This window comes from Streptomyces sp. NPDC002911, from assembly GCF_053591835.1.
In genome coordinates, this window is sequence record NZ_JBSFUO010000043.1 from 1 (window position 1) to 25,468 (window position 25,468).

Below are 25,468 nucleotides of genomic sequence, written 5' to 3' on the forward strand. Positions count from 1 at the left end.
CCGACCACACCTCATCGACGGCTGCCTCATAGGAACCGGCCTGACCCTGACCAGCTGACACGATCAAGCCGACATCACACATTCAAGTTCAGTAGCGGCCGTTCCCGCAGGATACGCAAGGCTTCAGTCACAACCCGGCCAGCGCCCCCAACACTTACCGCTGCGAAGAAACGCAGTATGGCTGATGCACTTCAGGCACGTCACGAGGCAGGCGATCTGGCGCTGCACAGGGATCACGGGCTCGGCAACCGGACGGCCAAGCGCTGCCGGGGAAGCGAGAACATCGGGAGGACCGAAAACCGTCCCCCGGAATGACACTTTCCGGACGTACGATCACACCAGTCACCACCGCCACACCCATGGGTTCGACGAAAGGCATGTAGTGATCGCAGTGCTGACACCCGCCCAGTCACTCCAATGGTATTCCCACGTCCGTCCCGTTTGAATCCGGGCTATCACGTGGCTCCGTCCACCCGGCGACGGGCCGGGTCGACCCTCCGTTCGTTCGGTGCGCAGCAAGCGCCGCACACACTCTGAATTTCGGCCTCCCACTCTTTCGCCAATCAAGACAACGGAGAAGCCTCGGCGCTCCTTTGCCCTGACTTGACCGAACCTCTCTGGGGAGTACCAAACAGCACATCCGCCCCTTCCCCGCGGCGTTCACGCCATGGACGCTCTTCTCGCCGCCCCTGGAAGCCACACTCGGCCTGTATGCCGACTGGGTTCGGAGGCGAATCCTCATTCCAAACCAGTAACCGGAACCACCCAACCATGTTCACGGGGGAACCTAATGGTTCAGCATGCACTGAGTGTCGCCATAGTCGGTGCGGGGATAGGCGGATTGGCCGCGGCTATCTCCCTCAGTAGAGTGGGCTGCCAGGTGACGGTCTATGAACAGACAAAAGAGTTCCGCGAAACAGGAACGGGGTTACACCTGGGCCCCAACGGCTCCCGGTTATCTCGAAGCTGGGGACTGAGGGACGCCCTGGAAGAGGTCGCTGTGCGCCCGCCGGCCCTGGAGGTCAGGCACTGGAAGAATGGCGAGACCCTCGTGCGTCGACCCATGGGGCAGGACTGGGAAGAGGAATACGGGGCGACGGGCACGGGCCCCTCCGCCCGCGACGAGGCAGCCGTGGCGGCAGCGTTGCGCCGGTACGAGGAGATCCGCCGCCCGCACACCCGCAGCGTTCAGACCGGCTCGCGCGGCAGCGGGACCCTCCGGCTGTCATCGGTGCCACAGGCGGTCGATGCGGGGCAGGACGGCTCGACCAATGCCGCGCTGGGACGGATGGTCGAAGACGTCTCCTGGATCCACGCGTACGACGTCACGGAAGCACTTCGCGATGCTGCCACCGCGACGGAGGTCCTTGCGGCCCGTTCGTGACAGGTTTCCCCGAGCTTTCTGTTCCAGATGAAGGAGAACCTCATGAACACCGGCCTGTGGATGATCGGCGCACGGGGGTCCGTGTCCACCACCGTCACCGCCGGGCTGGCCGCCGTCCGCGGGGGCGCACACGCTCCCGTCGGCTGTGTCACCACCCTCGAACCGTTCGGCGGGGTTCCGTCGCCGGACTTCGACGAGCTCCTGTGCGGTGGACACGTCATCGCCGGACCTGACCTGTTCAAGCGCGCCGAACAGCTGGTCGCCGATGGAGTGCTGCCGGCCGGTCTGCCCTCCCTGATCGTGGACGACCTGGAGGCGGCGAACGCGCGCATCCGCCCGGGCACGGACGGCACGTCCGGTGACACGGCCGCTGTGATCCGCGGACTGACCGCCGATCTCGTCGAGTTCCGTGAAACGGAACAACCTCGACACCGTGGTCGTCGTCAACCTCTCCTCAACAGAACCACCGGTACGCCCGAACCCCACCCACGCGTCGCTGGCCGCCCTGCGGAAGGCACTGCGGAAGCCCTCCGTACCGGATGGCGGCGCGCTGCTGCCCGCCAGCTCGCTCTACACCTACGCGGCGTTCGAAGCGGGGTGTGCCTACGTGGACTTCACTCCTTCCACGGGAGCCCGCCTGCCGGCCCTGGCAGAACTGGCCCGGCTACGCGCCGTCCCGTTCACCGGCAGCGACGGCAAGACCGGCGAGACCCTGGCACCTACTACTACTGGCTGGACGACTCCCGGGCGCCGGACTTCGCCCGAGCCGTCGACATCCACCGGAAGCCGGGGTACTACCCCGCCGAACTGCACTTCGACCATCGCGATCCGCCGGTGAAAGCACGTGCGGCCATGGCTCTGGCCCGCAAGAAGCTGGGCCTGCGGTACTCCCTGCAGGTCGTCTCCCTGGACCCGTCGCGGGTGCGCGGCAGCCACGGCAGGCTGCCGGCGTCCCCCGAGGACGGCCCACTGTTCCTCTGCTCCGCGCCCGGCCAGAGACGCACCGCCCTCGCAGCCACCGAGGTCAAGGGCGTGCTGCGGCTGGCAGGTCTGGGGTCCTGTCCGGACGAGGAGAACTGGTGACCAGCCCTCTCGCATTACGCGTATTGGGACCTGTCGAAGCCGAACTGAACGGCGCTGACGTCGAGTTGGGCGGGGCCAAACCCAGGACCGTCCTGGCCGCCCTGCTTCTCGCGCCCGGGCGGACCGTGAGTGACCGGCGGCTCAGTGAGCTGCTCTGGGGCTCGACTCCCCCGAGAACGCAGTCCGCGCAGCTCTACACCTACGTGTCGAGGCTGCGGCGCTCCCTGGGAAGCGGCGTAAAGATAACCCGCTTGCATCACGCTTACCAGCTGAAGACGGTCTCCGCGGTCCTGGACCACGATGCCTTCGTAGAACACACGGAGCTCGGTGCGCGCCTGCTCGCCGCAGGAGACCGCCCGGGCGCGTACGGCGCCTTCGGCACGGCGCTGGAGCAGTGGACGGGGCCGGTCCTGGGGAACACTACGTCCTGGCTGGCCGAGGCCGAAGCGCCGGCCCTGGTCACGGCACGGCTTGCCACCCTGGAGAACAGGGCATCGGTCGGACTGTCCCTCGGCGATTGCGACGAGGTGATCGCCGGACTCACCGACGCGGTCTCGGAGCACCCCGGCCGTGAGCGGATGCGCTCCCTTCTGATGGCGGCTCTCTTCCTCTGTGCCCGCCAGACGGAGGCCCTCGACCTGTACCACGAGGGCCGGATCGCGCTCAGCACACGCTGGGGGATCGATCCGGGAACCGAACTCAGAGAGACGTACCAGGCCATTCTGGAGGGCCGGCTCCCGGATGTCGTGGTGGGCTGTTCAGCGACGGGTGACACGTTGCAGTCCCACCGCTGTTAGCACCGCCGCCAGGACGAGCAGCGCACCGCCGTAGGCGAACTGCCAAGGCCAGTAGCCGTCGATGACCCCGGTGTCCTGGATCTGGTCCCGCAGGGCCGGCCCGCCCGCGGTGACGGCGACCCAGGCGACCAGGACCACACCCATGGTGGGCAGGGTCCGCTGCAGCAACGCGCCCGTGGTGAAGCCCAGGGCGACCAGGAACAAAGCGACGGTGTAGGGCGTCACTCCGTGGGAGTCGAAGTATCCGGAGGTCATGGGGTCCACGGTCATGCGGCTCCAGCCCTCGGGCTGCCGGGTCGCCCATGCCAGGACCACGCTCAGCAGCGCGACCCCGGCCACCGTGAGGCCCGCCGCCATGGCGGCTCGGGTCGCGAACCAGTGGCGTCGCGTGATGGTCTGCGTCCACACCAGCCGGTGGGTGCCCAGCTCGTACTCGCGGGCCACCGCGGGCGCACCGACGAAGAGGCCGAGGAAGAGGGGGAAGTACTGCGACAGACCGGTGGTCACACCGGACATACTCGGATACGTGCTCTGCTCCAGCGCCGCCATTCCGGCGTAGAACGCCAGCAGAACGATCAGAGCGAAGGCGACGGGGCGCTGAATGCGCCAGGCCAGCCAGGTCATCGCACGTCCTCCTTGCTACCGGCCGGCGTGCCGGTGCTCCCGTTTCCGTCATCGAGCCGCATGTAGCCGAGGACCAGTTCCTCGAGCCGTGGTGTGCGTACCGAGAGTCCCGTGCCGTCGACCGCGGACGACAGGCGGACCAGGGAGGAGACACCGCGTTCGCTCGTGGAGGTGCGGATGACCTCGTGGGTCTGGCCGGCCAGTCCCGCCGCGGAATCAAGCGGGCCGGTCAGGACGGCGTGCGCGGCCAGGATGCTCTCGATCCCACCGCTGAGCCGGATGGAGCCACCGGCCATCAGCAGCAGGTGGTCGCAGACGTCCTCCAGTTCGGCGAGCACGTGTGAGGACATGATGACGGTCATCCCGGCCTCGGCGACCGCCACCATCAAGAACTCCATCACCTGGTGCCGGGCCAGCGGGTCGAGGTCCGCCATCGGCTCGTCCAGCAGGAGGAGGTCGGCCCGCTTGCCGAGGGCCACACCGAGCGCGACCTGGGTCCGCTGGCCGCCCGAGAGCTGCTTGATGCGGGCGTGGAGGGGAATCCCCAGGGCGTTGAGCCGTTCCCTCGCCAGACTGTCATCCCAGACGGGGTTGAGCCGCTCCCCCAGACGCAGCACTTCCTCGACGGTGAACCCCGGGTAGAGCGGCTTGTCCTGCCCGAGGAAGGCCACGCGCGCGAGCCCTTCCTGGCGTTCGGCCGGTTCGGTGCCCAGGACCCGGATGCTTCCGGTGCTCGGGGAGAGCAGACCGGCCGCAAGGTGGAGCAGTGTGCTCTTGCCCGCACCGTTGGGTCCTACCAGGCCGACGATGCAGCCGGTGGGAACGGTGAACGATACGTCACGTAAGGCCCATCCGCGCTTGTAGCGCTTCCCCAGTCCCTCTGCTGCCAGTGCGTCTGTCACGTCATTCCTTCCACTAGGCCCACCTTCGCCCGCAGCGCGGTGTCGAACAGCGCACGGAGGCCGTCAGCCCGCAATCCGCTGGCGATGGCGTCGTCCATCCACCGATCGAGATCGGCCCGCAACGCCGGGCTGACGTCCGCGGGGGAGTTTCCGAGCCCTCTCAGCACGAAAGTCCCCTTGCCGGGGCGGGCTTCGACCAGGCCCGCCCGTTCCAACTCGCGGTAAGCCTTGTGCACGGTGTTCGGGTTGATCGCGAGCCGGCTCACGACTTCCCTGGCGGTCGGCAGCTGATCGCCGGGAACCAGCATCCCCAGCCTCAGTGCCTGTTCGATCTGCTGGGTCAGCTGGAGGTAGGTGGGCAGACCGGATCGCCGGTCGAGATGCAACTCCAGCACGACTTCTCCTAAACCACTAATGCCTTAGTAGAAGGTAGTGGAAGGCATCCCCGTCCCGCAACGCCGGATCACACCTCCTCCGCGGAGCCGCGCCGGACGGCCCGGATCATGCCGATCCTCATGCTCCTGGCGCGGGCCAGCGCGAGGGTCAGCTCCCGCGTGGAGTGGAAGCCGGCCTCCTCGGCCCATTCTTCGAAGCTGCCCTCGCCGGCCTGCCCCGCCCACGCCTCGTGTTCCTCGCGCAGTTGATCCGGACTGAGCGCCGCCGCGACGGCTGCCTCGTCGATCCCCGACTGCCGGGCGGCCTCGGCACCCACGGCGGCGGAACGGCCCCAGCTTTCGAACTCGTCGCTCCAACGTAGCTGGTCCAGGACGAAGTTGGCATTCCGCTCGGTGTGGTGCGCGTACAGCAACCAGCGGTGCAGCGCACGGCACTGCGCGGCCTCCCGGGCCAGCGTCCGGAACTCGTCGCCCTTGACGTGGTTGCGGCGCAGCCAGTCCTCGAACAGGGTGTCGTCCTCACAGCCGTGGCGGACCCGCCATCGGGCGACCTCCTCGTCCGTCTCCCTCTCCGACGGGCTCAGGTGCAGCAACTCGGCCAAGGCGAGGGCCGCGGCCCTGTTCATCGCCTCGCCGGTCAGACGGCCGGCCCTGGGGTGGTGCAGCTGGACGTGGTCCGCGATGTCCGACAGTGCGATGCGCACCCCGTCGAACTCGACCTCGCGTTCACGGTTGTACAACGTGTCGAGCCCCGCGGTGGGCGCGACGACCAGGCGGGGGGCGTCCCGCGGCAGGGCGCCGGCCTGTGGCGAGCGCGCGATCTCCGCCAGCACGGCACGCGCGTCGGCCGCCTTGACGTCGACGGGCCGCTCCCGCCAGTACGAGTCGAGCCGGCTGGCCTGCTCCGCGTCCCGTTCGCGCAGGGCCTCGATTACGCGGGGCCTGGACCGCTCGCGGTAGTGGAATCCCTTGGCGATTTCCAGGGTCGTGCGTGCCGTCTGCTCGGTGATCACCTCGTCCGTCAGCGCCGCGCGCGCGGTCGCCCTGATGTTGACCATGGGTTCCGACAGCTTGATGTACAGCCCGTCCTCGTACGCGTACGTCAGCGCGACCTCGTCGTCGTCCAAGAGCTCGCCGGAGGCGTACAGCGTGAACACCTCGCCCCTGCCGAGCATCCCGAAGGGGGCCAGTTCGGCGGCGCGCAGCGCCCCCATGCTCGACGAGCCGTACACCCTGATGCCACGCTCCAGCGCGACGAGGATCTCCTTGTGCCAGACCGAACGGGCCTGGTGGAACTCACCGTCGACGAGCGCGATCACGTCCGGGTCATGGAGGGTGAGAGCCGTCGCGACATCCGCCTGCCGGGCCGGCGGCAGGAAGACTGCTTCAGGCAGCAGCGCCCGGGCCTCTTCCAGTGGCAGCGAAGGACCAAGGAAGACCACGGCTGTCATATGGCCCCACCGTCCACAGCGGCGCGGGCGAACCGGCGGGCGCGCCTGCCGGGCGCGTAGTTCTCCATGCGGTACCCCTCGAGTCCCGGGACAACGGCCTTCACCACGGAAATGGGCGAGCCGGGGCGGCTCAGATCGACGATGATCACGCGCTCGGTTCCCACGGCTTGAAGCCGCTCCAGCATGAGACAGATGTCCCCCTCGAACGTGGCGGTGGCCCGGGACGGTCCGGGAGGGGGAGCCACGACCGGCGGCGGACCGTCGGCCATGGCCCGGATGCGCTCGTACTCCATGTCGGCGTGCGCGCGCGTACGGAGGTCGCGGTTGCGGAAGATGTCGTCCCGCGACCCCGCGATGTGCACCGTCCGAGCCTGGACGGCTTCGGTGAGCGCCCGGGTGAGCGCGATCTCGGGGTCGAGATGGGCTCCGTATCCCCGGTACACGCCGTCGACCAGGCGCTCGTGGTCGAAGACGTCGGCCATGTAGACGGGCACGCGGGTGTCCACCGTGCAGTCAAAGATCAGCACTCCCACGTTCGCATTATCCATCACCGCGTCGTTGGGGGCAGACCAACTCACTCAGGCCGTGGGTGCCATCACCAACCCGCAGCAGGCGGACTGGGAAGCCGCTATGCGGACCTTCTGGGCAACCGGACGAGCCGAATCCACGACCTCCATTCTTCCAGATCACCTCCAGCGGACTGGCCTCCGGCAACAACATGGCCGAAGCCGTTCACGCCGCGCTCCTGGAAACCATCGAGCGTTTGGGGGCAACAGCGGCACGGCTACCAGTGGGGGCAGACCGCCAACTCAGGTCCGGGCACGCCCCGGGTTCCCACGCCTCAGCGTCGGCGGCGTAGCGGTCGGATTCACCGAGACGGCCAACGCCTACACCAGGGCAGATGTGGCGGCCCACCCCAAGCCGGGGAAGACGGCCGAACAGCGTCCGCGGCCCGCGGTCATCGACAAGCCCCCGAACTTCGACTCGGTACCCGATATCAAGTGGGGGGACGACGACGGCGGCGACGACATCCTACGCGGCCTGATGGAGGGCATACCCGAAATTGTCCGGGATGTCCTCCAGCCACTGTGCAAGAACGTGTTCCGGGTCGGGAGGGTGGCCGACGTCCACCCGTTCCCCCAGCAGCACTATCTGAACTCCCTGTGCCACAGCTGGATCTTGGCACCCCGGACCAGGAAGTCCTGCTGCGCGGCGACTCGACCGGAGACCGACCAGAGGTCGCTCGGCTTGACGTCGCACCCACCTACAAGGGCGGCTTCGGCTTCCACCCGCTGCTGTGTTTCCTCGCGAACACCGGCGAGGCCGTATCGGGGCGGCTGCGGCCCGGGGGAGGGCTTGACCACCCGCATGGATGCACTGAAGGGCCCCCTTGACGAGGCATACCGAAGCGCCCCCAAATTCGAAGCCGGTGTCGCCCGTGCCCATGGCTTCGGCACCCGGGCCCTGGACGAGTTCAAACATGAGCAACGGTGGACCGAAGCGGGCTCCACCGGCAATCACACCTTCGACCTTGCGAGCAACGAGTACCTGGGGGGCGGCCACACTCTGGAAAAGCACGTCGGCAAGACCGACGAGCAACTCGCTCAACGCTTGCGCGACCAGGCCGACGACAACAACAACTGGCCCGAGCAACGCAAACCAACGATCGGCGGTTCGTCGTCCTTCGACAACATGGCCGCCGCGCAGCGGCTGACGGAACACAACCTGCGGACGAAGCAGCCCCAGATCGACGCATGGCTGGCCACCAATCCTGCGGAGGGGAAGACCCAGGCTTTCACGAGCCCGGCCCCCAACGGCGAGGTCAGCGGCCGGTATGTGTCCAAGCAACCCACGCCCGTTCCGGACGGGTCGGGCAATACCATCCCGGGGACCGGGTATAAGGACCATGGACTCAACGCGCAGGCGATCGACGTGAAGAACGTGAATACGATCCTGAAGTACGATTCCAGACTCGATCCGCCTTATATCATCCTTACGTCCATGCCCGCCCCGTGACCGATCGACCGGAAGCCGAATGACCCCCATCGACCGCACTGTCTGGGACACCACGCTGGAACGGCTCCTCGACGACGTGTACACCTTCGCGATGACCGGGCCCCGACGGGACGACGACTGGGGGCGGGACGTCCTGGCCGTCATGGACCGGTCGGCCACCGACCCGCGAGGCTGGCGGACACTTGAGTGGCAGATCGACAAGGAGGGGCGTGAGAACGTGCGCCCTTCCTTTCCGTTTCTTCCGCTCACGGCCGAGCAGGTACACGAGTGGACGTATCCCGTCACGGCCTCCGCCGCCGCTGAGCTGCTTGCTTCTCTGACTCAGGAGTGGTTCTTCGAGAGACGCCCTGTCCGGATGCGCGTCGACCGTGACGATGTGCTGGCCGACGCCCGGATGGTGCTCAGCCGGTTCGGTACCGACGCCGTCTTCCGTACCTCCTCGGAGCTGGCCCGGGTCTCCGTCTCGCCGGACTTCCTCGCCGATGACCTCGTCGGCGGCAGGGCCTTCACCGACTATGTGATGGATCTAGGGCTGATTGCCGTGAACTCGGACGAGGTCGGGATCTTCTGGTCGTTCAACGCGAACTGAGAACACGCACACGGGCCGGCGACCACGCTGACGGGATGCGGGAGGTGTCCCGACCGGGAAACACTCTGGCACCCCTGCCGAGAAAGGCCAGCACCACATGTCCGTCGACCAGACGTCCTGGGAAGCCGCGGTACGCCACTTGTACGAGGACGCGTACCCGTACGACGCCACGGGCCCGCGTCGCCACGAGTACTGGGTCCTCGACGTTCTTGCTCTGATGGCACGGGCCCCGGACCCCCGCGGCTGGACCGGTCTCGATGACGCGGCTCAGAACCAGGAGCGTGAGGCGTCCCTCACGTATCCCTTCGTCGCCCACCCGCCGGAGTACATCGCGAGACGTCTCCAGGAGATCGATCGGGACAGTGCCGAGGACCTGCTCCTCGCCCTTACGGACGACGACTGCACACTGTCCAACCTGAGTTGCTTCGCCGAAAGCGAGGCGGGGCTCCGGGTGATGGCACGCACGGTCCTCACGCGCTTCGGGGACTCCGCCGGTTTCCACACCAACGTCAGCAAGCCCGGTCACGTGAGCGGCACGCTCGACTTCACATCGTCGGGCTGGGCGTACAGCCCGCTGAGCGTGTACTCGGAGGACTACGGCCTGATCGTCGTCTCGGACACCGAGGTAGGCATGTTCTGGAACTTCGCCGACTACTGAACCGCCTGCCACCCGTAGGAGTCCGGCTCCTGACGAGGCAATTTGAGAGGATGCCCCCGTGCTGACCCGTTCCGCCTCCTATCCCGACCGGGAGACCGCCCAGTGGGCCACCCAGCAGGTGGTGACCGCCAACGAACAGGCCGTCCACCGCTGGCTCGCCCAGAACACCCGGGTCCGCCTCACCCTCGAGGCCGCCTGGCCGTCCCGTGAGGAGCCCGTGGGCAGGGTCCAGCTGGAGGGCGACCTGCTGGCCGGGCGCGGTCCCGTCGACGTGCGCGCGGCGCGCGTGGTGCTGCGCCGTGATCCGACGAGTCCGCTCGGCTTTGTCGTCCACACGACCGTCCCGTTCTACCTGTAGGGGTCACACGCACATGTCCATGAAGCCCCTCGAACACGACCGGCGGTACGGCGAGCTGGACCAGGTGATGCGCGCGTACCTGGGGCAGCCGGCCGACGACACCCCGGAGCGGCGCAGTCGCGCCCTGGACGCGTATCTCCGTCACACCTGGTACACCCGCCCCTCGGCCATCGCGGAAGCGGAGCGCCAGCTGCGCGAGTACAGCCGGAATCCTCCGGGCCGCATCCGGCAGGAACTGGGCGAGTTCTATGCGATCCCGGACACAGGTAAGCCCCAGTCGGACATCGGCGACTGGCTGATGGTGCTGGCCGACCACCTGAAGAGAAGCATCGAGGAGGGCGACGTCCCGGAGCCATCGGCCCCGCAGACGCACTGGGAGTGGCACGCACGTTTCCCGGAGACCGCGCAGCTGCTGGGCGGCTGGTTCTCCCAGGACATCGTCGACGAGTTCCCCGACCACGACGCAGCGGTCGCCGACTACGCCGGCACCAGCAATCCGCAGTTGGTCGCCCGCCTCGTGGGAGAACTGCACGAGTTGCTCGCCCTTCCCCTCGACGAGGGGGACTATGCCCTGGCCGCCGCCGAACTCGGCATGGAGGTGGGCCCGCCGGAGCCGTTCTCCCACGGCGCCTGGTTCCAGTCGCTGGCGGCAACGCTGCCCGGCGTCTGATTCGGCTGGGCGGTCGAGGGACGAGCGCTCCACAGCCGCAAGACGGCACGAACGTAGACAGCATCGCAGGGCCGAGCCCTCGCGAGACCCCCCTGAAGGTCCGACCGGCCGGTGGGCCTCAACAGCGCGACCCGGAGGAGACGCAGACGATCCGCAGTCCGAAGGCGGATGTATCTCAGCGCCCTGACCGCACCGACCGGGGCCAGGCCGCCGGGAGCCATCTGGCCGCCCGGGCGGCCAGATGGCTCGCGGCGGCCAAGAAACCTCTCCTCCATAAAAGAGGGGACGGCCCGTACTGCGCCGTGGGTTCGAGGCTCCCCTGACGCAACATCAGGACGAGCGTCAGATGAGCGTCGAGCCCGTCACGCACCGTTCCCGACGAAGGCCGCCGCAGACTTCTTCTTGATCGAAACCGCAGGTCAGAACAGTCTGCCTGGAAGGCCGCGCACTCCACGTCGTGTCCGGGGGGAAACACGTCGAGCGCATTCGGCCATGCCTGAGAACCCCGGGAAACTGCAGGTCAGGGCCCCTTTGTGGCGGGCTCCAAAATCGCCACGCACTCCACATGCGACGTCATCGGGAACAGGTCGAACGCCCGCAGAGTCCGCACCCTGTACCCCCCGTCCCGGAAGTACGCGATGTCCCGCGCCAGCGCCGCCGGGTCGCAGGCCACGTACGCGATACGGCGTGCGCCCAGGCCCGCCAGGTGCTTGACCGTGGCCTTGCCCGCGCCCGCGCGCGGCGGGTCCAGGACGATCAGGTCGCATTCGGTGATGCCCGTGTGGGGCAGAACCTGGTCGACCTTGCCGTGTTCGATGCGGACCCGGTCCAGGTCCTTCAGGTTGTGCCGGGCGTCCTCGACCGCGCGCTTGCCGGATTCGATGCCCAGCACCGCGCCCTTCTCGCCGATGCGCTGGCCGATGGCACCGGCGAACAGGCCGACGCCGCAGTAGAGGTCGAGCGCCATGTCGTTCTTGCGGGGCAGCAGGCCCTGCATGACCGCGCGGACCAGCGTGTCGGCAGCCTGCGGGTGCACCTGCCAGAAGCCGCCGGAGCCGACACGGTACGTACGGTCGTCGGCACGCTCGCGCACGAAGGCGCGGCCGTGGACCCGGTGGACTCCACCGTCCTTCTCGTCGACGCGGAGTACGGAGACCGGCTTGTCCAGCTCGACGAGCGGGAGCCGGCCGCCCTCACGTGGAGTCAGGATGACCTGGCGGTCGTGGGAGCCCGTGGCGGAGATGGCCTCCACCGTCGCCATCTGCGGCCAGTCCTGCTTCTCGATGCCGAGCTCGGAGACGCCGGGGGCGGCGATCAGGCAGTGATCGATCGGCTGGACCTCGTGCGAGCGGTGCTTGCGCAGTCCGACCAGGCCGTCCGCGTCGACGGCGTACTGGACGCGGGTGCGCCAGGCCGGGACCTCGCCCGGCGGGAGCTTGTCACCTTCGGCCGGCATGACCGTGCCGTCCCAGCCCGCCTCTTCGGGTGTGAGACCCGCGAGGCGCTGGAGCTGCTCGGCGATCACTTCGCCCTTGAGCCGGCGCTGGGCTCCGGGCTTGGCGTGCTGCCAGTCGCAGCCGCCGCACTTACCGGGCCCGGCGTACGGGCAGGGTGCCTCGACCCGGTCCTTGGACGCCTCGATGATCGTGACCGCGTCGGCGCGCAGGAAGCGCGAGTCGCTCGCACCCTCGGTGACCCGGGCCACGACCTTCTCGCCGGGGAGGGTGTGGCGTACGAAGAGCACCTGGCCCTCGGACGTGCGGGCGATGCAGTGGCCGCCGTGGGCGACGGGGCCGACCTCGACCTCGTACTCCCGACCGATCAGCGACTCCCCGGCCTGCGACTCCCTGGCCTGCGACTCCCCGGCCTGCGACGAGGTGGATTCGTTCTGCATGAGGGGGTGGCTCCAGAGGTCAGGAAAAAGGAAACGGCGAACGGCCGGACAACAGCCCACCAGTCTACGTGGACGGGAGCCGGCCGCTTACCACAGGCGGAGCTCGGAGTCAGCCCTTGTGGCTCGGTTCCTTGTGATGGCGCCGTTCGACGGGCCCGCGGCGGACCGCGCCCGGAGCGTGCCAGTCGGCCCGCTTCCTGGCCCGCACCTTCGCGGCCTCGGAGGACTCCAGCTGGTACGGCACCGAGGTCACCATCACGCCCGGGGTGAAGAGGAGCCTGCCCTTCAGCCGCAGCGCGCTCTGGTTGTGCAGCAGGTGCTCGTACCAGTGGCCGACCACGTATTCAGGGATGTAGACGCTGACTACGTCACGCGGCCGGTCCTTGCGCAGGCCCTTCACGTACTCGATGACGGGACGGGTGACCTCACGGTAGGGCGAGTCGAGGATCTTCAGCGGGATGTCGATGCCCCGCCGCTCCCAGTCGTCCCTGAGGGCCTTCGTCTCGTCCGGGTCGACGCTGATGGACAGCGCCTCCAGGTGGTCCGAGCGCACCAGTTTCGCGTACGCGAGGGCGCGCAGCGTGGGCCGGTGAAGCTTGGAGACCAGGACGATCGAGTGGACGCGGGAAGGCCGGATGCTGTCGTCGGGCCGGGTCTCCGGCGCGGCGATCTCCTCCGCGACCCGGTCGTAGTGCTTGCGGATGGCGGTCATCGTGGCGAAGAAGATCACCATGCCGAGCAGCGCGACCCAGGCGCCGTGGGTGAACTTGGTGGCCAGCACGACGACCAGGACCAGACCGGTGAAGAACGCGCCGAAGGTGTTGATCGCCCGGGAGCGGATCATGCGCCGGCGCTGCGCCGGATCCTTCTCGGTACGCAGATGGCGGTTCCAGTGCCGCACCATGCCCGTCTGGCTGAGCGTGAAGGAGACGAAGACGCCGACGATGTAGAGCTGGATGAGCCGCGTCGAGTCGGCTCCGTAGATCCAGACGAGCAGGATCGCGGCCCCGGCCAGCAGCACGATGCCGTTGGAGAAGGCCAGCCGGTCGCCGCGGGTGTGCAGCTGGCGGGGCAGGTAGCGGTCCTGGGCGAGGATCGAGCCGAGCAGCGGGAAGCCGTTGTACGCGGTGTTCGCGGCGAGGAAGAGTACGAGGGCGGTGGCCGCCGCCAGGAACACGAAGAGGATCGTGCCGTCGCCGAAGACCGCCGCGGCGACCTGGGAGATGACCGGGTCCTGGACGAAGCCCGCGCCGACGGCGACACCGTCGTGGATCAGGTCCTTCGCCGGGTTCTCGGCCATCTTCACGTCGGTGGCCATGGCGAGGCCGATGATGCCGCAGAACATGGTGACGGCCAGCAGGCCCATGGCCGCGAGTGTGGTCGCGGCGTTCTTGCTCTTCGGCTTGCGGAAGGCGGGGACACCGTTGCTGATCGCCTCGACGCCCGTGAGGGCCGCACAGCCGGAGGAGAAGGCGCGCAGGAGCAGGAAGACGAGGGCGAATCCGGCGAGCCCCTGGTGCTCGGGCTTGATCTCGTAGTCCGACGTGGGGGCGTGCATGGTCTCGCCGAGGATCAGCCCCCGGAACGCGCCCCAGAGGATCATGAGGTAGACCCCGGCCACGAACAGATAGGTCGGGATGGCGAAGAGCTTGCCGGACTCCTTGACGCCGCGCAGGTTCATCAGCGTCAGCAGCACGATGGCCCCGATGGCGCAGAGCGTCTTGTGCTCGATGACGAAGGGGATCGCGGAGCCGAGGTTCTCCACACCGGAGGAGATCGACACGGCGACGGTGAGGACGTAGTCGACGAGGAGCGCGCTGGCGACGGTCAGACCGGCTTTCGGGCCGAGGTTGGTGTTGGCGACCTCGTAGTCGCCGCCGCCGCTCGGGTACGCGCGCACGTTCTGCCGGTACGAGGCGACGACGGTGAACATCAGGACTACGACCGCGACCGCGATCCACGGACTGAAGTGGTACGCCGACACGCCCGCGATGGACAGCACGAGAAGGACTTCTCCGGGTGCGTACGCAACAGAGGACAGCGGGTCGGATGCGAAGACGGGGAGCGCGATGCGTTTGGGGAGGAGCGTTTCCCCCAGCTTGTCGCTGCGCAGCGCCCGGCCGATCAGGATCCGTTTGGGCACGTCGGTCAATTTGGACACGGTGAGGATCGTAAGCGCTGCCGGGACACGCCGCCGAGGCACCACCCCCTCGGCACCCGGAAAACCTCCAGGATTACCCGCCCTCCCCGGAAAAGTCCATGAAATCCTTAACTATATTTTTGCGGGGAGGGGTGGGCCTGGCCCTGGCCACTCCCTTTTGCTCATCGGCCCACGGGGTACGCACACTCGGACGAAGGGGTGCGGGTGTCGCCCGGATGAGGCGGTGCACACGCCGCCGCATAAGCTCATCCACGGGCCACGCCGAAGGCGGTTGCCCATGGTTTGCCCCGCAAGCTGAGAGAGAAGTGTGAGCAGGGTGTTTTCGCAGGTCATCCGGACGACCAGGACGGCGAGGTAGGCGCGAGGTGCACATCGTCATCATGGGCTGCGGGCGCGTCGGAGCCGCTCTCGCGCAGACCCTGGAGCAGCAGGGGCACACAGTCGCCGTGATCGATCAGGACCCCACGGCGTTCCGTCGCCTCGGTTCCGGATTCGGCGGACGGCGGGTCAGCGGGGTCGGCTTCGACCAGGACACCCTGCGTGAGGCCGGGATCGAGGAGGCCGGAGCGTTCGCGGCCGTCAGCAGCGGCGACAACTCCAACATCATCGCCGCCCGGGTGGCCCGCGAGATGTTCGGCATCGAGAACGTCGCGGCGCGCATCTACGACCCGCGGCGTGCCGAGGTCTACCAGCGGCTGGGGATCCCCACCGTCGCCACGGTCCGCTGGACGGCCGACCAGATGCTGCGCCGGCTGCTTCCGTCGGGCGCGGAGCCGCTGTGGCGCGATCCGAGCGGCGGTGTGCAGCTCGCCGAGGTGCACACCACGCCGTCCTGGATCGGGCACAAGATCAGCACCCTGCAGGAGGAGACGGGCGTCCGCGTCGCCTTCGTCACACGATTGGGCGAGGCCATGCTGCCTACGTCGCAGACGGTTCTGCAGGAGGGCGACCTCGTCCACGTGATGATGCGTACGGACGAGATCGCGAAGGTGGAGGAGGCCTTCGCCGAAGGTCCCGAGGAGGGCGGTCACTGATGCGCGTCGCGATTGCCGGGGCCGGTGCGGTGGGCCGTTCCATCGCGGCCGAGCTCCTGGAGAACGGACACGAGGTGCTGCTGATCGACAAGGCGCCGACCGCCATCTCGGTGGAGCGGGTCCCGATGGCCGAGTGGCTGCTCGCGGACGCCTGTGAGATCACGTCGCTCGACGAGGCGGCGCTCCAGCGGTGCAACGTCGTGATCGCCGCGACGGGCGACGACAAGGTCAATCTGGTCGTCTCGCTGCTCGCGAAGACGGAGTACGGCGTCCCGAGGGTCGTCGCCCGGGTGAACAACCCGAAGAACGAGTGGCTGTTCAACGAGTCCTGGGGGGTCGATGTCGCGGTCTCCACGCCGCGTCTGATGTCCGCCCTGGTCGAGGAGGCGGTGAGCGTCGGCGATCTCGTCCGACTGCTGCGCTTCAGCCACGGCGACGCCAACCTGGTCGAGCTGACGCTGCCCCCGGAGTCGGCGATGGCCGGCACCCGGGTGAGCGAGGTGGCGTGGCCCGAGGACACCTCGCTCGTCACGATCATCCGTGGCACGCGTGTGCTGACGCCCAGCCCCGAGGAGACCCTGGAGGCCGGTGACGAGCTGCTGTTCGTGGCCGCCCAGGCGCGCGAGGAGCAGCTGGAGGACCTGCTGTCGGTCCGCCGCGAGCCCGCCGAGGACTGAGCAACCGTACGTACGTGAGGGGCCCCGGACCGATGACAGATGACAGGTCCGGGGCCCCTCGCGTTGCGTACGCCGAAGGCGAATGACTCAGACGTCGTAGTCGCGGGCCTCGGCGGCCCGGGCGCTCTGTGCGGCCTTGCGGGCCTTCTCGGCCTCCTCCTGCGCCTCCATCTCCGCGAACACGTCGATGGGCGGCGGCGCCTTGGCGAGAAAGACCCAGGTCAGGTACACCGCGAGCAGGAACGGCGGGATCTTGAGCGCGACCAGCACCCAGCCGAGCTGCGTGGTGTCCGCCCACCAGTACAGCGGGAAGAGGATCGCGCACTTGGCGAGGAGGATCAGCCCCCACGCGTAGCTCGCCTTGGCGTAGGCCTTCTTGCGCCCGGGGTTCCTGGTGCGCCAGGAGAGGTTCTCCTTGAAGACCGGGCCGAGGATCAGTCCGATCAGCGGCACCCCTGCGACGGTCGTGCCGAGGTACGCGAGGGCCAGTCCGAGCGTGTAGATCATGCCCGGCAGGTAGAAGTCCTTGGCGTTGCCCGTCATCATCGCGAAGACCACGCCGAAGCCCACGCCGAAGACGCCGCTGAAGGCGTGCTTGACGGTGTCCTTGCGGACGAGCCGTACGGCGACGAGGGACAGGGAGACCACCAGGGCGGCGACGGCCGAGGCCTTCAGGTCCTTGTTGATGGTGAAGATCGTGACGAAGAGCAGTCCGGGCAGGACTGTCTCCACCATGCCCCGCACGCCGCCGAAGGCCTCGAAGAGCGCCGCTTCCGTGACCGCCTTCGCGTCGGCGTCCTGCTGGTCGGTGCTGTGGGGCTGGTCCGTTTCGGACGTCGGCTTGTCGAGAGACGTCACCGGCTACTCCTTGCCGAGCGGTCGGAGTTCGTATGTGGGATTGAACAGCACCCGGCGCCCGTGGCTCATGGCCACGCGGCCCGACGCGATGAGCTTGCGGCCCGGCTCGATGCCGACGATGGAACGCCGGCCCAGCCAGACCACGTCGAGCGGTGCGGTTCCGTCGAAGAGCTCCGCCTCGAGAGCGGGCACTCCGGCCCGCGGGCGCAGGGTGACGGTCCGCAAGGTACCAGTGACCTTGACGATCTGGCGGTCCGAGCACTCGGAGATGCGCGTGCAGCCCGAAGCGTGCGTGTCCTCCTGCAGCTCCTCGGAATCGAGGTCCTCCTGGGAGCTGGACAGCCTGTCGAGCATGCGGCGGAAGCGGCCGGACGGCCGCGAGGCCCTGCCGGACTTCTCGGATCGGGGAACAGCGCTCATACCCGAAGGGTACCGGTCTCCTGTGGTAAGGGCTGGCCCGCACGGGTGTCACCTGAACGAGCGACCTCGGTCACTCCGGAACGGGTCGTCCCCGCTCGAAGCGGTAGCCCATGCCCGGCTCGGTGACGAAGTGTCTGGGGTGCGAGGGATCCGTCTCCAGCTTGCGGCGCAGCTGCGCCATGTAGACCCGCAGGTAGTTGGTCTCGGTGCCGTACGAGGGCCCCCAGACCTCCTGGAGCAGCTGCTTCTGGCTGACGAGCCGCCCCGCGTTGCGGACGAGGACCTCCAGCAGGTGCCACTCGGTGGGAGTGAGCCGTACGTCGCGGCCCTCACGGTGGACCTTCTTCGCCGCCAGGTCGACGGTGAACCCCTCGGTCTCGACGATCACCAGGTCGTCGACGCCGTCCTGGCCGACCGGTTCCGTCCGGCGCACCGCGGCGCGCAGCCGGGCCAGCAGCTCGTCCATGCCGAACGGCTTGGTGACGTAGTCGTCGGCCCCGGCGTCCAGGGCCTCGACCTTCTCGTCGGAGGTGTGACGGGCCGAGAGCACGAGGATCGGCACCCTGGTCCAGCCACGCAGGCCCCTGATCACCTCGACGCCGTCCATGTCCGGCAGCCCGAGGTCGAGGACGACGACGTCGGGGTGGCGCGCGGCCGCGAGCTGCAGGGCGGTCGCCCCGTCGGGTGCCGCGTCCACCTCGTACCTGCGCGCCTTCAGGTTGATCACGAGCGCGCGTACGATCTGCGGCTCGTCGTCGACCACGAGCACCCGGGTCATCGCGGACCTGCCTTTCCGGAATACGTGTACGGGGCGGGGATGCGCCCCGGGAATCTCATGAGGTGAGGTGCGCGGGCGGTACGGGGCCGGCCCGGACCTGTCCGGGCGCCGCGGAGAGGGTGAGGACCATGGTGAGCCCCCCTCCGGGGGTGTCCTCGGCGTCCAGCGTGCCGCCCATGGACTCCACGAAACCGCGGGCGACGGCGAGACCGAGGCCGACTCCTGCGCCACGTGGAGCGTCACCGTACCGCTGGAACGGTTCGAATATGCGTTCCTTGGCCTCGTCGGGGACCCCACGGCCGCGGTCAACCACCCGTAGTTCGACGCGTTCGCCCAGGGAGCTGGCGGCGACGGCGACGCGTTCCCGGCCGGGGCTGTACTTGACTGCGTTCTCGACGATGTTGGCGACGGCCCGCTCCAGCAGCCCCGGGTCCACGGCGACCATCGGCAGCGTCTCGGGGATGTCCAGGTCGACGCTGCCCTCCGGCACGCCGCCGAGCGCCATCGGGACGACCTCGTCGAGGTCGATCTCGCGGATCAGGGGGGTGACCGTGCCCGTCGTCAGGCGCGACATGTCGAGCAGATTGCCGACCAGGTGGTCCAGCCGGTCGGCGCCGTCCTCGATCGCCGCGAGGAGCTCCGCCTCGTCCGCGTCGGACCAGGCGACGTCGTCGGAGCGCAGGGAGCTCACGGCGGCCTTGATGGCCGCCAGAGGGGTACGCAGATCGTGGCTGACGGCGGCGAGCAGCGCGGTCCTGATCCGGTTGCCCTCGGCCAGCCGCCTGGCCGCCTCCGCCTCCCCCACCAGACGCTGCCGGTCGAGCACGACGGCGGCCTGCGCGGCGAACGCCCCGAGGACCCGGCGGTCCTCGGCGGGCAGCACGCGGCCTGAGAGCGCCAGCGCCATGTGGTCGCCGACGGGCATGTCCACGTCTGCGTCTTCGGGCCGGGCCACCGGTGCGGGTCCGACGGAGCCGGCGCAGGTCCAGGGGTCGACATCGCTCCGGCGCTCCAGGAGGGCGACGGATTCCATGGCGAAGGTCTCGCGGACCCGGTCCAGCAGGGCGTCCAGGGCCGTCTCCCCGCGCAGGACGCTGCTGGCGAGGGCGGAGAGGATCTCCGACTCGGCGCGCAGCCGGGCCGCCTGGTGGGTGCGCCGGGCCGCCAGGTCGACCACCGACGCGACCGCGACCGCCACCGCGAAGAAGATCACGATGGCGACGAAGTTCTCCGGATCCTGCACGGTCAGGGTGTGGGTGGGCGGGGTGAACCAGTAGTTCAGGAGCAGGGAGCCCGCAGCCGCCGAGGCGAGGGCGGGGGCCAGTCCCCCGAGCAGCGCGGCGGTGACGGTCAAAAAGAGGAAGAGCAGGACGTCGTTGGCGAGTCCCGGCCCGTTCTCCAGACCGTGCAGGAGCACGCTCAGGACGGCCGGCCCGCCGACGCCGGCCAACCACCCGGAGATGATCCGGGTGCGGCTGAGCCTGACCCCGCGCGCGATGGGCAGCCCGCGCCCCTTGGCGACCTCTTCGTGCGTGACGATGTGGACGTCGAGGTCGGGGCCCGACTCGCGGGCGACCGTGGCGCCGACCCCGGGGCCGTAGATGTACTGCCAGGCCTTGCGGCGGCTGGAGCCGAGGACGATCTGGGTGGCGTTGACACCCCGGGCGAACGCGAGGAGCGCCGAGGGTATGTCGTCGCCGATGACGTGGTGGAAGGTACCCCCGAGGTCCTCGACGAGGGTGCGCTGGACCGCGAGTTCCTTGGGCGAGGCGGAGGTCAGTCCGTCGCTGCGCGCGATGTACACCGCGAGGATCTCGCTGCCGGACCCCTTGGCGGCCATCCGGGAGGCGCGGCGGATGAGCGTGCGGCCCTCGGGGCCGCCGGTCAGTCCGACGACGATGCGCTCGCGGGCCTGCCAGGGGGCGCTGATGTCATGTTCGCCGCGGTACTGCTGGAGGTACTCGTCGACCCGGTCGGCGACCCAGAGGAGTGCCAGCTCGCGCAGGGCGGTGAGGTTGCCGGGGCGGAAGTAGTTGGACAGCGCCGCGTCGACCCTGTCGGACTGGTAGATGTTGCCGTGGGCCATGCGTCGGCGCAGCGCCTGGGGCGACATGTCGACGAGCTCGACCTGGTCGGCCCGCCGGGCGACCTCGTCAGGAATCGTCTCCTGCTGCCGCACGCCGGTTATCGACTCCACGACGTCGCCGAGGGACTCCAGGTGCTGGATGTTGACGGTGGACACCACGTCGATGCCGGCCTTGAGGAGTTCTTCGACGTCTTGCCAGCGCTTGGCGTTGCGGGAGCCGGGCACGTTGGTGTGGGCGAGTTCGTCCACGAGCGCGACAGCCGGCGCCCGTTCCAGGACGGCGTCCACGTCCATCTCCGCGAGGACGGCCGAGCGGTATTCGATGTCGCGGCGGCGGATCTGCTCCAGGCCCTGCAGCAACACCTCGGTGCGCGGCCGGCCGTGGTGCTCCACGAACGCGACGACACAGTCCGTGCCCCGCTCCACCCGGCGGTGGGCCTCGGCCAGCATCGCGTACGTCTTGCCGACGCCGGGTGCCGCACCCAGGTAGATCCGAAGCTTGCCGCGCGCCATGGCCCCATCGTCTTCTCTGAACCGGCTGCCGCAGATACGGGGAGCCGGTGTCGAAGCTACCCCGAGAATTCCCGGTACACGGGGTCAGGGCCGGGCGCCGGGTTCGTATTGACGGGATTCTGATGCGGGGCCGGTGTCCACGGCCGCACGTCCGGACGGCCGTGGCTCCACCTGCTCGACCATGCTGGGCATGGTCGCGTACGAGCCGCCACCCTGCGTACCGCTCCCCCGGCAGCCGCCGGCGCTGAGGCCCCGGCGGGCTGTGGAAAGTGGGCCGCGCCCCCTCCCCGGGACACGGCCCACCGGCCGGAACGAGCTGGGTGCGGTCAGCGCACTTCGGTGATCTCGGGGCCGCGCTGGAGCTGGCCCATTCCTCCGGAGAACTTGGAACTGTCCTGGTCCTCCTGCTGCACACCCTCGGGCACCATCTGGGCGTCGTTGGGAAGCTTGAGGACGATCGGGTCTCGCGGAGCCATCGGGCCGTCGCCACGGACGACGACGGTGTCCCGGAAGATCGTCTCCAGCAGCCCGGCGGCCTCCGGCTGCACCGCGCCCTGGCCGGAGATCACTCCGCGCAGGAACCAGCGCGGCCCGTCGACGCCGATGAAGCGCACCATCTGTACGCCGTTCTTCCCGTCAGGGAGCTGTACGGGGACCTGGGCGCGCAGTTCCCAGCCCAGCGGGCCCTCGACCTCGTCGATGACCCCGCCCTGCTGGGTGATGCCCGAGGCGATCTCCTCGCGCACCTCACCCCAGATGCCCTCCTTCTTGGGGGCGGCGAAGGCCTGCAGCTGGACCGCGCTGTCGCGCAGCACGACGGTGGCCGCGACGATCGCGTCCCCGGCGACCTCCACCCGGAGCTCCATGCCCTCGACCCCGGGCACGAAGATGCCGCCCAGGTCCACCCGGCCCTCACCGGGCTGGGAGACCTCGGAGATGTCCCACGGCCCGTCGGGGCGGGGGGCCGGCGGAAGGTTCGTGCGGCGCGAGCCGCTCGCGGCCCCGGTGTCGTCGAGCTCGTCGGCGACCTGCTCGGCCTCGCGCGTCTCGTCCGCCGTGTCCTTGGCGGAACCACTGTTCTTGCGACGTCCGAACACGTCAACGTCCTTCCCGGTCGGATACGACCGAAGCGTAGCTGTTCCCACCTTGGGTGTTACCGCCCGTGACGCCGTCCACCGCGGCGTGACCGCCGGTGGATCCGAAGCCCCCCTCGGCCCGCGCCGAGCCGGGGAGCTCCGCCACCTCGTGGAAGCGCACCTTCTCGACCTGCTGGACGACCAGTTGGGCAATCCGGTCGAACCGTTCGAATCTCACGGTCTCGCGTGGGTCGAGATTGACCACGATGACCTTGATCTCCCCACGGTACCCGGCATCAACCGTCCCTGGGGCGTTCACGAGGGCCACTCCGCAGCGGGCCGCGAGGCCCGAACGGGGGTGGACGAAGGCGGCGTAGCCGTCGGGCAGCGCGATCGACACCCCGGTGGGGAGCACCGCCCGTTCGCCCGGGGCGAGCTCGGCGGCCTCGGTGGTGACCAGATCGGCACCGGCGTCGCCCGGGTGTCCGTAGCCGGGAATCGGCACGTCGGGGTCGGTCCGGCGGATGAGTACGTCGACAGGGCGGCGCATCAGGGGTTCACCTCGAAGGCACGGGCGCGCCTGACCAGGTCCGGGTCGGACATCGCCGCCTGGACCTCCTCCGGCCGTCCGTTCTCGACGAAGTGGTCCACCTCGACCTCGACGAAGAGGGCTTCCGCACGGACCGCGACGGGCCCCTCGGGTCCGCCGGTCCGTCCCGTGCCACGGCAGTAGATCTTCCGGCCGTGGACGGCGGTGGCCTCCGCCTCCAGGAATAGCACCGTCCCCACCGGCACCGGCAGGACGTAGTCGGTCTCCAGCCGTCCGGTCACCGCGACGACCCGCAGCATCCAGCTCAGCGCGCCGAGCGTCTCGTCGATCGCCGTGGCCAGGACACCACCGTGTGCCAGCCCCGGGGCGCCCTGATGGGCGGGCTTCACGGTGAATTCGGCGGTGACGCTCACACCCTCTCCGGCCGCCGCCCGGAGGTGCAGTCCGTGGGCCTGTCCGCCACCACAGCAGAAACAGTGTTCGTAGTGGGAGCCGAGGAACTCACCGGGCGCGGGGGCGTCGGGATGGCGGACGGGCTTCACCGCGCCGGCCGGGGGTGTCAGACGTGCAGATGTTCCACTCACAGGCGCAGACCTTACCCGCGCGGCCGGTTCCGGGACGCGCCGTGCCAAGCTTGCTTTCATGCAGCCTTCCGCACCTCCCTTCGACGAACGCCTCACCTCACCCCGTTCGTGGTGGCTCATCGCGTTCGGGATCGGCGTCGCCTGCGCGTTGATGCTCCTGCCGCTCGGCGCCCTGCCCATGCTCGGCGGCCTGGTCGCCGGTACCGCCGCGGCGTGCGCGGGCGTGAGCTCGTACGGCTCCGCGCGCATCCGGGTCGTGGCGGGCGCCCTCGTCGCGGGCGATGCCCGGATCCCCCTGGAAGCGCTCGGCGACGCCGAGGTGCTGGACGGGGAGGAGGCGCGTGCCTGGCGCTCGTACAAGGCGGATCCCCGCGCGTTCATGCTGCTGCGCAGCTACATCCCGACGGCGGTGCGGGTGAAGGTCACGGACCCGGCCGATCCGACGCCGTACGTCTATCTGTCGACCCGGGAGCCGCAGGCCCTGGTGGCGGCGCTCGCGCCCGTACCCGCCTGAGGGTCATCCGGCCCTCCGAGGTCAGCGGCCGGGGTCGTCCAGACCTTCGGGGAGCTCCCCGGCGGGCTTCGCCGGCTGTTCCAGCGGGGGCAGCTCCGGGAGGCGGTCCCAGGGGATCTGCCGGCGCCGCAGGTCGCTCCTGACCCGGTCGGCGAGCTTTCTGGTGTCCCGTCGGTTCATCAGCGCGCCGACGACGGCACCGACCATGAACGGGATGAGGTTCGGCAGGTCGCGCACGGTGCGCTTCATGATCTGCTGACGCAGTTCGCGCTTCATCTGCCCGCCCAGTGCCGCGTTGAGCGTGGTGGGGCGTGAGACGTCGATGCCGCGTTCCTCGGTCCAGGACGTCAGATACGCGGTGCTGCGCTGGCCGATGTTGCCCGGCGGGCGTTGTCCGTAGACCTCGTGGAGCTCGGCGACGAGCTTCATCTCGACGGCGGCGACTCCGGTGATCTCGGCTGCCAGCTCGGCGAGCATGGCGGGGGGTACGGGCATCATCGCCGCCGCCCCGATGCCCGCGCCGACGGTCGCGGTGGCGTTGCAAGCGCCCGCGACCAGCTTGTCGGCGAGCTCTTCGGGGCCGAGCCCCGGGAACTGTTCGCGCAGGGTGGCGAGGTCCCTCACGGGGACACGCGGAGCCACGTCGATGATGCGGTCGGCCACGAGGCCGACTGCGGCAGTGGCACTCTCCCGGCTCTTGCGTACGCCTCGTTTCAGTGTGTGAAGGCGGCCGGAGCCCTTCGGGGACCCTGCTGGTCCGTCCTGCCCGGGCTCGGGTGACGAGCCCGTCGCCCGTGCCGCTTCGAGCGAGGCCGGACGGCCCCGCTCGTCGTCAGGTCTGCCGGGAGAGGCAGGCAGGGCGGCCTGGTGCTCGGCGGTGGGGCATGCGCCCTCTACCGGGCCTGCGCCGCCCTGATGTGCCTCCGACGACTTCGTGCGCCGCAAGCGCCGCTTCCGGAACGGTGTGTCGCCTGCCACGGACGGCCGGCCTCAGTCGCAGTCGCGGCAGATGGGCTGGCCGTTCTTCTCGCGCGCCAGCTGGCTGCGGTGGTGCACGAGGAAGCAGCTCATGCAGGTGAACTCATCGGCCTGCTTGGGCAGAACCCGCACGGCCAGCTCTTCGTTGGACAGGTCTGCGCCGGGCAGCTCCAGTCCTTCAGCCGCGTCGAACTCGTCGACGTCGACGGCGGATGCCGTCTTGTCGCTCCGACGAGCCTTGAGCTCTTCGAGGCTGTCCTGGTCCACGTCGTCGTCGGTCTTGCGTGGGGTGTCGTAATCCGTTGCCATGTCGCTCTCCCCCTCATGGGTGTCTGCGGTGTCTCAGCGCACGTAACGCGTGAGAGGCCGGACTTGTGCCCGACCTGAGGCGGAGATTTTGCCTCACATCAAGGTCTGT

At 69.2% G+C, this 25,468-nt stretch carries 29 protein-coding genes and 2 pseudogenes; 13 read left to right on the forward strand and 18 right to left on the reverse strand.

What is annotated here, in order from left to right; genetic code table 11:
- Positions 1-790: 790 nt before the first annotated feature.
- The 4 genes and pseudogenes from ACWD04_RS31765 to ACWD04_RS31780 all read left to right on the forward strand — a co-directional run bounded on the left by ACWD04_RS31765 (position 791) and on the right by ACWD04_RS31780 (position 3,264).
- Positions 791-1,384 (forward strand): NAD(P)-binding protein, encoded by a 594-nt coding sequence (locus ACWD04_RS31765; protein ID WP_451137207.1) that lies wholly within the window; start codon positions 791-793, stop codon positions 1,382-1,384.
- A 433-nt stretch (positions 1,385-1,817) separates the two neighbouring features.
- Positions 1,818-2,027 (forward strand): annotated as a pseudogene (locus ACWD04_RS31770) (inositol-3-phosphate synthase); the annotation flags it as partial.
- Between the two features lie 74 nt (positions 2,028-2,101).
- Positions 2,102-2,467: pseudogene (locus ACWD04_RS31775) on the forward strand (alkaline phosphatase family protein); the annotation flags it as partial.
- Positions 2,464-3,264: an AfsR/SARP family transcriptional regulator gene (locus tag ACWD04_RS31780; RefSeq protein WP_451137208.1), complete on the forward strand. Its 801-nt coding sequence runs from the start codon at positions 2,464-2,466 to the stop codon at positions 3,262-3,264. The pseudogene ACWD04_RS31775 and the gene ACWD04_RS31780, both read left to right, overlap by 4 nt.
- On the opposite strand, the gene ACWD04_RS31785 is transcribed toward ACWD04_RS31780, so the two are convergent.
- The 5 genes from ACWD04_RS31785 to ACWD04_RS31805 all read right to left on the reverse strand — a co-directional run bounded on the left by ACWD04_RS31785 (position 3,226) and on the right by ACWD04_RS31805 (position 7,169).
- A complete protein-coding gene (locus ACWD04_RS31785; RefSeq protein ID WP_451137209.1) occupies positions 3,226-3,888 on the reverse strand; it encodes a hypothetical protein in 663 nt (220 codons plus the stop codon). The two genes, ACWD04_RS31780 and ACWD04_RS31785, sit on opposite strands and share 39 nt — an antisense overlap.
- Positions 3,885-4,790, reverse strand: a complete 906-nt coding sequence (locus tag ACWD04_RS31790; RefSeq protein ID WP_451137210.1) for an ABC transporter ATP-binding protein — start codon at positions 4,788-4,790, stop codon at positions 3,885-3,887. Before ACWD04_RS31790 ends, ACWD04_RS31785 begins: the two co-directional genes overlap by 4 nt.
- Positions 4,787-5,185, reverse strand: coding sequence for a GntR family transcriptional regulator (locus tag ACWD04_RS31795; protein ID WP_451137211.1), 399 nt, complete (start codon positions 5,183-5,185; stop codon positions 4,787-4,789). Before ACWD04_RS31795 ends, ACWD04_RS31790 begins: the two co-directional genes overlap by 4 nt.
- Before the next feature lie 68 nt (positions 5,186-5,253).
- On the reverse strand, positions 5,254-6,636 hold the full coding sequence (locus tag ACWD04_RS31800) for a TfuA-like protein (protein ID WP_451137212.1): 1,383 nt from the start codon (positions 6,634-6,636) through the stop codon (positions 5,254-5,256).
- Positions 6,633-7,169, reverse strand: a complete 537-nt coding sequence (locus ACWD04_RS31805) for a YcaO-like family protein (RefSeq protein WP_451137213.1) — start codon at positions 7,167-7,169, stop codon at positions 6,633-6,635. The genes ACWD04_RS31800 and ACWD04_RS31805 overlap by 4 nt, the downstream gene beginning before the upstream one ends.
- A gap of 56 nt (positions 7,170-7,225) precedes the next feature.
- Between ACWD04_RS31805 and ACWD04_RS31810 the strand changes: the two genes are divergently transcribed.
- On the forward strand, positions 7,226-7,495 hold the full coding sequence (locus ACWD04_RS31810) for a YcaO-like family protein (protein WP_451137214.1): 270 nt from the start codon (positions 7,226-7,228) through the stop codon (positions 7,493-7,495).
- Between the two features lie 173 nt (positions 7,496-7,668).
- Here the strand turns inward: ACWD04_RS31810 and ACWD04_RS31815 are convergent, their stop codons facing one another.
- Together ACWD04_RS31815 and ACWD04_RS31820 are read right to left on the reverse strand one after the other, a co-directional pair.
- Positions 7,669-7,806 carry a hypothetical protein gene (locus ACWD04_RS31815; protein WP_451137215.1) on the reverse strand — a complete coding sequence of 46 codons (138 nt, stop codon included), beginning with the start codon at positions 7,804-7,806 and terminating at the stop codon, positions 7,669-7,671.
- Positions 7,785-8,006 (reverse strand): hypothetical protein, encoded by a 222-nt coding sequence (locus ACWD04_RS31820; protein WP_451137238.1) that lies wholly within the window; start codon positions 8,004-8,006, stop codon positions 7,785-7,787. Before ACWD04_RS31820 ends, ACWD04_RS31815 begins: the two co-directional genes overlap by 22 nt.
- Here ACWD04_RS31820 and ACWD04_RS31825 point away from each other — a divergent pair.
- The 5 genes from ACWD04_RS31825 (at position 8,005) to ACWD04_RS31845 (ending at position 10,927) form a co-directional block, all read left to right on the forward strand.
- The gene (locus ACWD04_RS31825; RefSeq protein WP_451137216.1) at positions 8,005-8,652 is read left to right on the forward strand and encodes an RNase A-like domain-containing protein; all 648 of its coding nucleotides are present in this window, start codon (positions 8,005-8,007) and stop codon (positions 8,650-8,652) included. The genes ACWD04_RS31820 and ACWD04_RS31825 overlap by 2 nt on opposite strands.
- Positions 8,653-8,671: 19 nt before the next feature.
- Positions 8,672-9,241 (forward strand): hypothetical protein, encoded by a 570-nt coding sequence (locus ACWD04_RS31830; protein ID WP_451137217.1) that lies wholly within the window; start codon positions 8,672-8,674, stop codon positions 9,239-9,241.
- A 97-nt stretch (positions 9,242-9,338) separates the two neighbouring features.
- A complete protein-coding gene (locus ACWD04_RS31835; RefSeq protein WP_451137218.1) occupies positions 9,339-9,899 on the forward strand; it encodes a hypothetical protein in 561 nt (186 codons plus the stop codon).
- 58 nt (positions 9,900-9,957) lie between these two features.
- Positions 9,958-10,257, forward strand: coding sequence for an RNase A-like domain-containing protein (locus ACWD04_RS31840; protein WP_451137219.1), 300 nt, complete (start codon positions 9,958-9,960; stop codon positions 10,255-10,257).
- A 13-nt stretch (positions 10,258-10,270) separates the two neighbouring features.
- Complete coding sequence (locus ACWD04_RS31845) at positions 10,271-10,927, forward strand: contact-dependent growth inhibition system immunity protein (protein ID WP_451137220.1); 657 nt, start codon at positions 10,271-10,273, stop codon at positions 10,925-10,927.
- Between the two features lie 520 nt (positions 10,928-11,447).
- On the opposite strand, the gene ACWD04_RS31850 is transcribed toward ACWD04_RS31845, so the two are convergent.
- Entirely contained in the window at positions 11,448-12,821 is a 1,374-nt protein-coding gene (locus tag ACWD04_RS31850; protein WP_451137221.1) for a class I SAM-dependent RNA methyltransferase, read from the reverse strand.
- 109 nt (positions 12,822-12,930) lie between these two features.
- Positions 12,931-14,982, reverse strand: coding sequence for an APC family permease (locus ACWD04_RS31855; protein WP_451137222.1), 2,052 nt, complete (start codon positions 14,980-14,982; stop codon positions 12,931-12,933).
- A 365-nt stretch (positions 14,983-15,347) separates the two neighbouring features.
- Between ACWD04_RS31855 and ACWD04_RS31860 the strand changes: the two genes are divergently transcribed.
- Positions 15,348-16,016, forward strand: coding sequence for a potassium channel family protein (locus ACWD04_RS31860; RefSeq protein ID WP_451137223.1), 669 nt, complete (start codon positions 15,348-15,350; stop codon positions 16,014-16,016).
- On the forward strand, positions 16,016-16,693 hold the full coding sequence (locus ACWD04_RS31865) for a potassium channel family protein (protein WP_359466019.1): 678 nt from the start codon (positions 16,016-16,018) through the stop codon (positions 16,691-16,693). The genes ACWD04_RS31860 and ACWD04_RS31865 overlap by 1 nt, the downstream gene beginning before the upstream one ends.
- Before the next feature lie 87 nt (positions 16,694-16,780).
- Here the strand turns inward: ACWD04_RS31865 and ACWD04_RS31870 are convergent, their stop codons facing one another.
- The 7 genes from ACWD04_RS31870 to ACWD04_RS31900 all read right to left on the reverse strand — a co-directional run bounded on the left by ACWD04_RS31870 (position 16,781) and on the right by ACWD04_RS31900 (position 23,558).
- On the reverse strand, positions 16,781-17,551 hold the full coding sequence (locus ACWD04_RS31870) for a DUF3159 domain-containing protein (RefSeq protein WP_451137224.1): 771 nt from the start codon (positions 17,549-17,551) through the stop codon (positions 16,781-16,783).
- 3 nt (positions 17,552-17,554) lie between these two features.
- Entirely contained in the window at positions 17,555-17,971 is a 417-nt protein-coding gene (locus ACWD04_RS31875) for an OB-fold nucleic acid binding domain-containing protein (RefSeq protein ID WP_451137225.1), read from the reverse strand.
- A 70-nt stretch (positions 17,972-18,041) separates the two neighbouring features.
- Entirely contained in the window at positions 18,042-18,749 is a 708-nt protein-coding gene (locus tag ACWD04_RS31880; protein ID WP_451137226.1) for a response regulator, read from the reverse strand.
- A 55-nt stretch (positions 18,750-18,804) separates the two neighbouring features.
- Positions 18,805-21,348 (reverse strand): ATP-binding protein, encoded by a 2,544-nt coding sequence (locus tag ACWD04_RS31885; protein ID WP_451137227.1) that lies wholly within the window; start codon positions 21,346-21,348, stop codon positions 18,805-18,807.
- Between the two features lie 326 nt (positions 21,349-21,674).
- Positions 21,675-22,445 carry a DUF3710 domain-containing protein gene (locus ACWD04_RS31890; protein WP_451137228.1) on the reverse strand — a complete coding sequence of 257 codons (771 nt, stop codon included), beginning with the start codon at positions 22,443-22,445 and terminating at the stop codon, positions 21,675-21,677.
- A gap of 1 nt (position 22,446) precedes the next feature.
- A complete protein-coding gene (dut, locus tag ACWD04_RS31895; RefSeq protein WP_451137229.1) occupies positions 22,447-22,974 on the reverse strand; it encodes a dUTP diphosphatase in 528 nt (175 codons plus the stop codon).
- Positions 22,974-23,558, reverse strand: a complete 585-nt coding sequence (locus tag ACWD04_RS31900) for a PaaI family thioesterase (RefSeq protein WP_451137230.1) — start codon at positions 23,556-23,558, stop codon at positions 22,974-22,976. Before ACWD04_RS31900 ends, dut begins: the two co-directional genes overlap by 1 nt.
- Positions 23,559-23,616: 58 nt before the next feature.
- Between ACWD04_RS31900 and ACWD04_RS31905 the strand changes: the two genes are divergently transcribed.
- Positions 23,617-24,072, forward strand: a complete 456-nt coding sequence (locus ACWD04_RS31905; RefSeq protein WP_451137231.1) for a DUF3093 domain-containing protein — start codon at positions 23,617-23,619, stop codon at positions 24,070-24,072.
- Between the two features lie 21 nt (positions 24,073-24,093).
- On the opposite strand, the gene ACWD04_RS31910 is transcribed toward ACWD04_RS31905, so the two are convergent.
- Both ACWD04_RS31910 and ACWD04_RS31915 read right to left on the reverse strand, forming a co-directional pair.
- Positions 24,094-25,050, reverse strand: coding sequence for a hypothetical protein (locus ACWD04_RS31910; RefSeq protein WP_451137232.1), 957 nt, complete (start codon positions 25,048-25,050; stop codon positions 24,094-24,096).
- Positions 25,051-25,062: 12 nt separating this feature from the next.
- Complete coding sequence (locus tag ACWD04_RS31915) at positions 25,063-25,359, reverse strand: DUF4193 domain-containing protein (RefSeq protein WP_003965732.1); 297 nt, start codon at positions 25,357-25,359, stop codon at positions 25,063-25,065.
- Positions 25,360-25,468: the final 109 nt, after the last annotated feature.

Bases quoted from the DNA above. Each gene is read 5' to 3' on its own strand.
- ACWD04_RS31765 (WP_451137207.1), top strand. From the start codon at position 791: ATGGTTCAGCATGCACTGAGTGTCGCCATAGTCGGTGCGGGGATAGGC.
- ACWD04_RS31785 (WP_451137209.1), bottom strand. From the start codon at position 3,888: ATGACCTGGCTGGCCTGGCGCATTCAGCGCCCCGTCGCCTTCGCTCTG.
- ACWD04_RS31800 (WP_451137212.1), bottom strand. From the start codon at position 6,636: ATGACAGCCGTGGTCTTCCTTGGTCCTTCGCTGCCACTGGAAGAGGCC.
- ACWD04_RS31825 (WP_451137216.1), top strand. From the start codon at position 8,005: ATGGATGCACTGAAGGGCCCCCTTGACGAGGCATACCGAAGCGCCCCC.
- ACWD04_RS31820 (WP_451137238.1), bottom strand. From the start codon at position 8,006: ATGCGGGTGGTCAAGCCCTCCCCCGGGCCGCAGCCGCCCCGATACGGC.
- ACWD04_RS31830 (WP_451137217.1), top strand. From the start codon at position 8,672: ATGACCCCCATCGACCGCACTGTCTGGGACACCACGCTGGAACGGCTC.
- ACWD04_RS31835 (WP_451137218.1), top strand. From the start codon at position 9,339: ATGTCCGTCGACCAGACGTCCTGGGAAGCCGCGGTACGCCACTTGTAC.
- ACWD04_RS31845 (WP_451137220.1), top strand. From the start codon at position 10,271: ATGTCCATGAAGCCCCTCGAACACGACCGGCGGTACGGCGAGCTGGAC.
- ACWD04_RS31850 (WP_451137221.1), bottom strand. From the start codon at position 12,821: ATGCAGAACGAATCCACCTCGTCGCAGGCCGGGGAGTCGCAGGCCAGG.
- ACWD04_RS31865 (WP_359466019.1), top strand. From the start codon at position 16,016: ATGCGCGTCGCGATTGCCGGGGCCGGTGCGGTGGGCCGTTCCATCGCG.
- ACWD04_RS31875 (WP_451137225.1), bottom strand. From the start codon at position 17,971: ATGAGCGCTGTTCCCCGATCCGAGAAGTCCGGCAGGGCCTCGCGGCCG.
- ACWD04_RS31880 (WP_451137226.1), bottom strand. From the start codon at position 18,749: ATGACCCGGGTGCTCGTGGTCGACGACGAGCCGCAGATCGTACGCGCG.
- ACWD04_RS31885 (WP_451137227.1), bottom strand. From the start codon at position 21,348: ATGGCGCGCGGCAAGCTTCGGATCTACCTGGGTGCGGCACCCGGCGTC.
- dut (WP_451137229.1), bottom strand. From the start codon at position 22,974: ATGCGCCGCCCTGTCGACGTACTCATCCGCCGGACCGACCCCGACGTG.
- ACWD04_RS31905 (WP_451137231.1), top strand. From the start codon at position 23,617: ATGCAGCCTTCCGCACCTCCCTTCGACGAACGCCTCACCTCACCCCGT.
- ACWD04_RS31915 (WP_003965732.1), bottom strand. From the start codon at position 25,359: ATGGCAACGGATTACGACACCCCACGCAAGACCGACGACGACGTGGAC.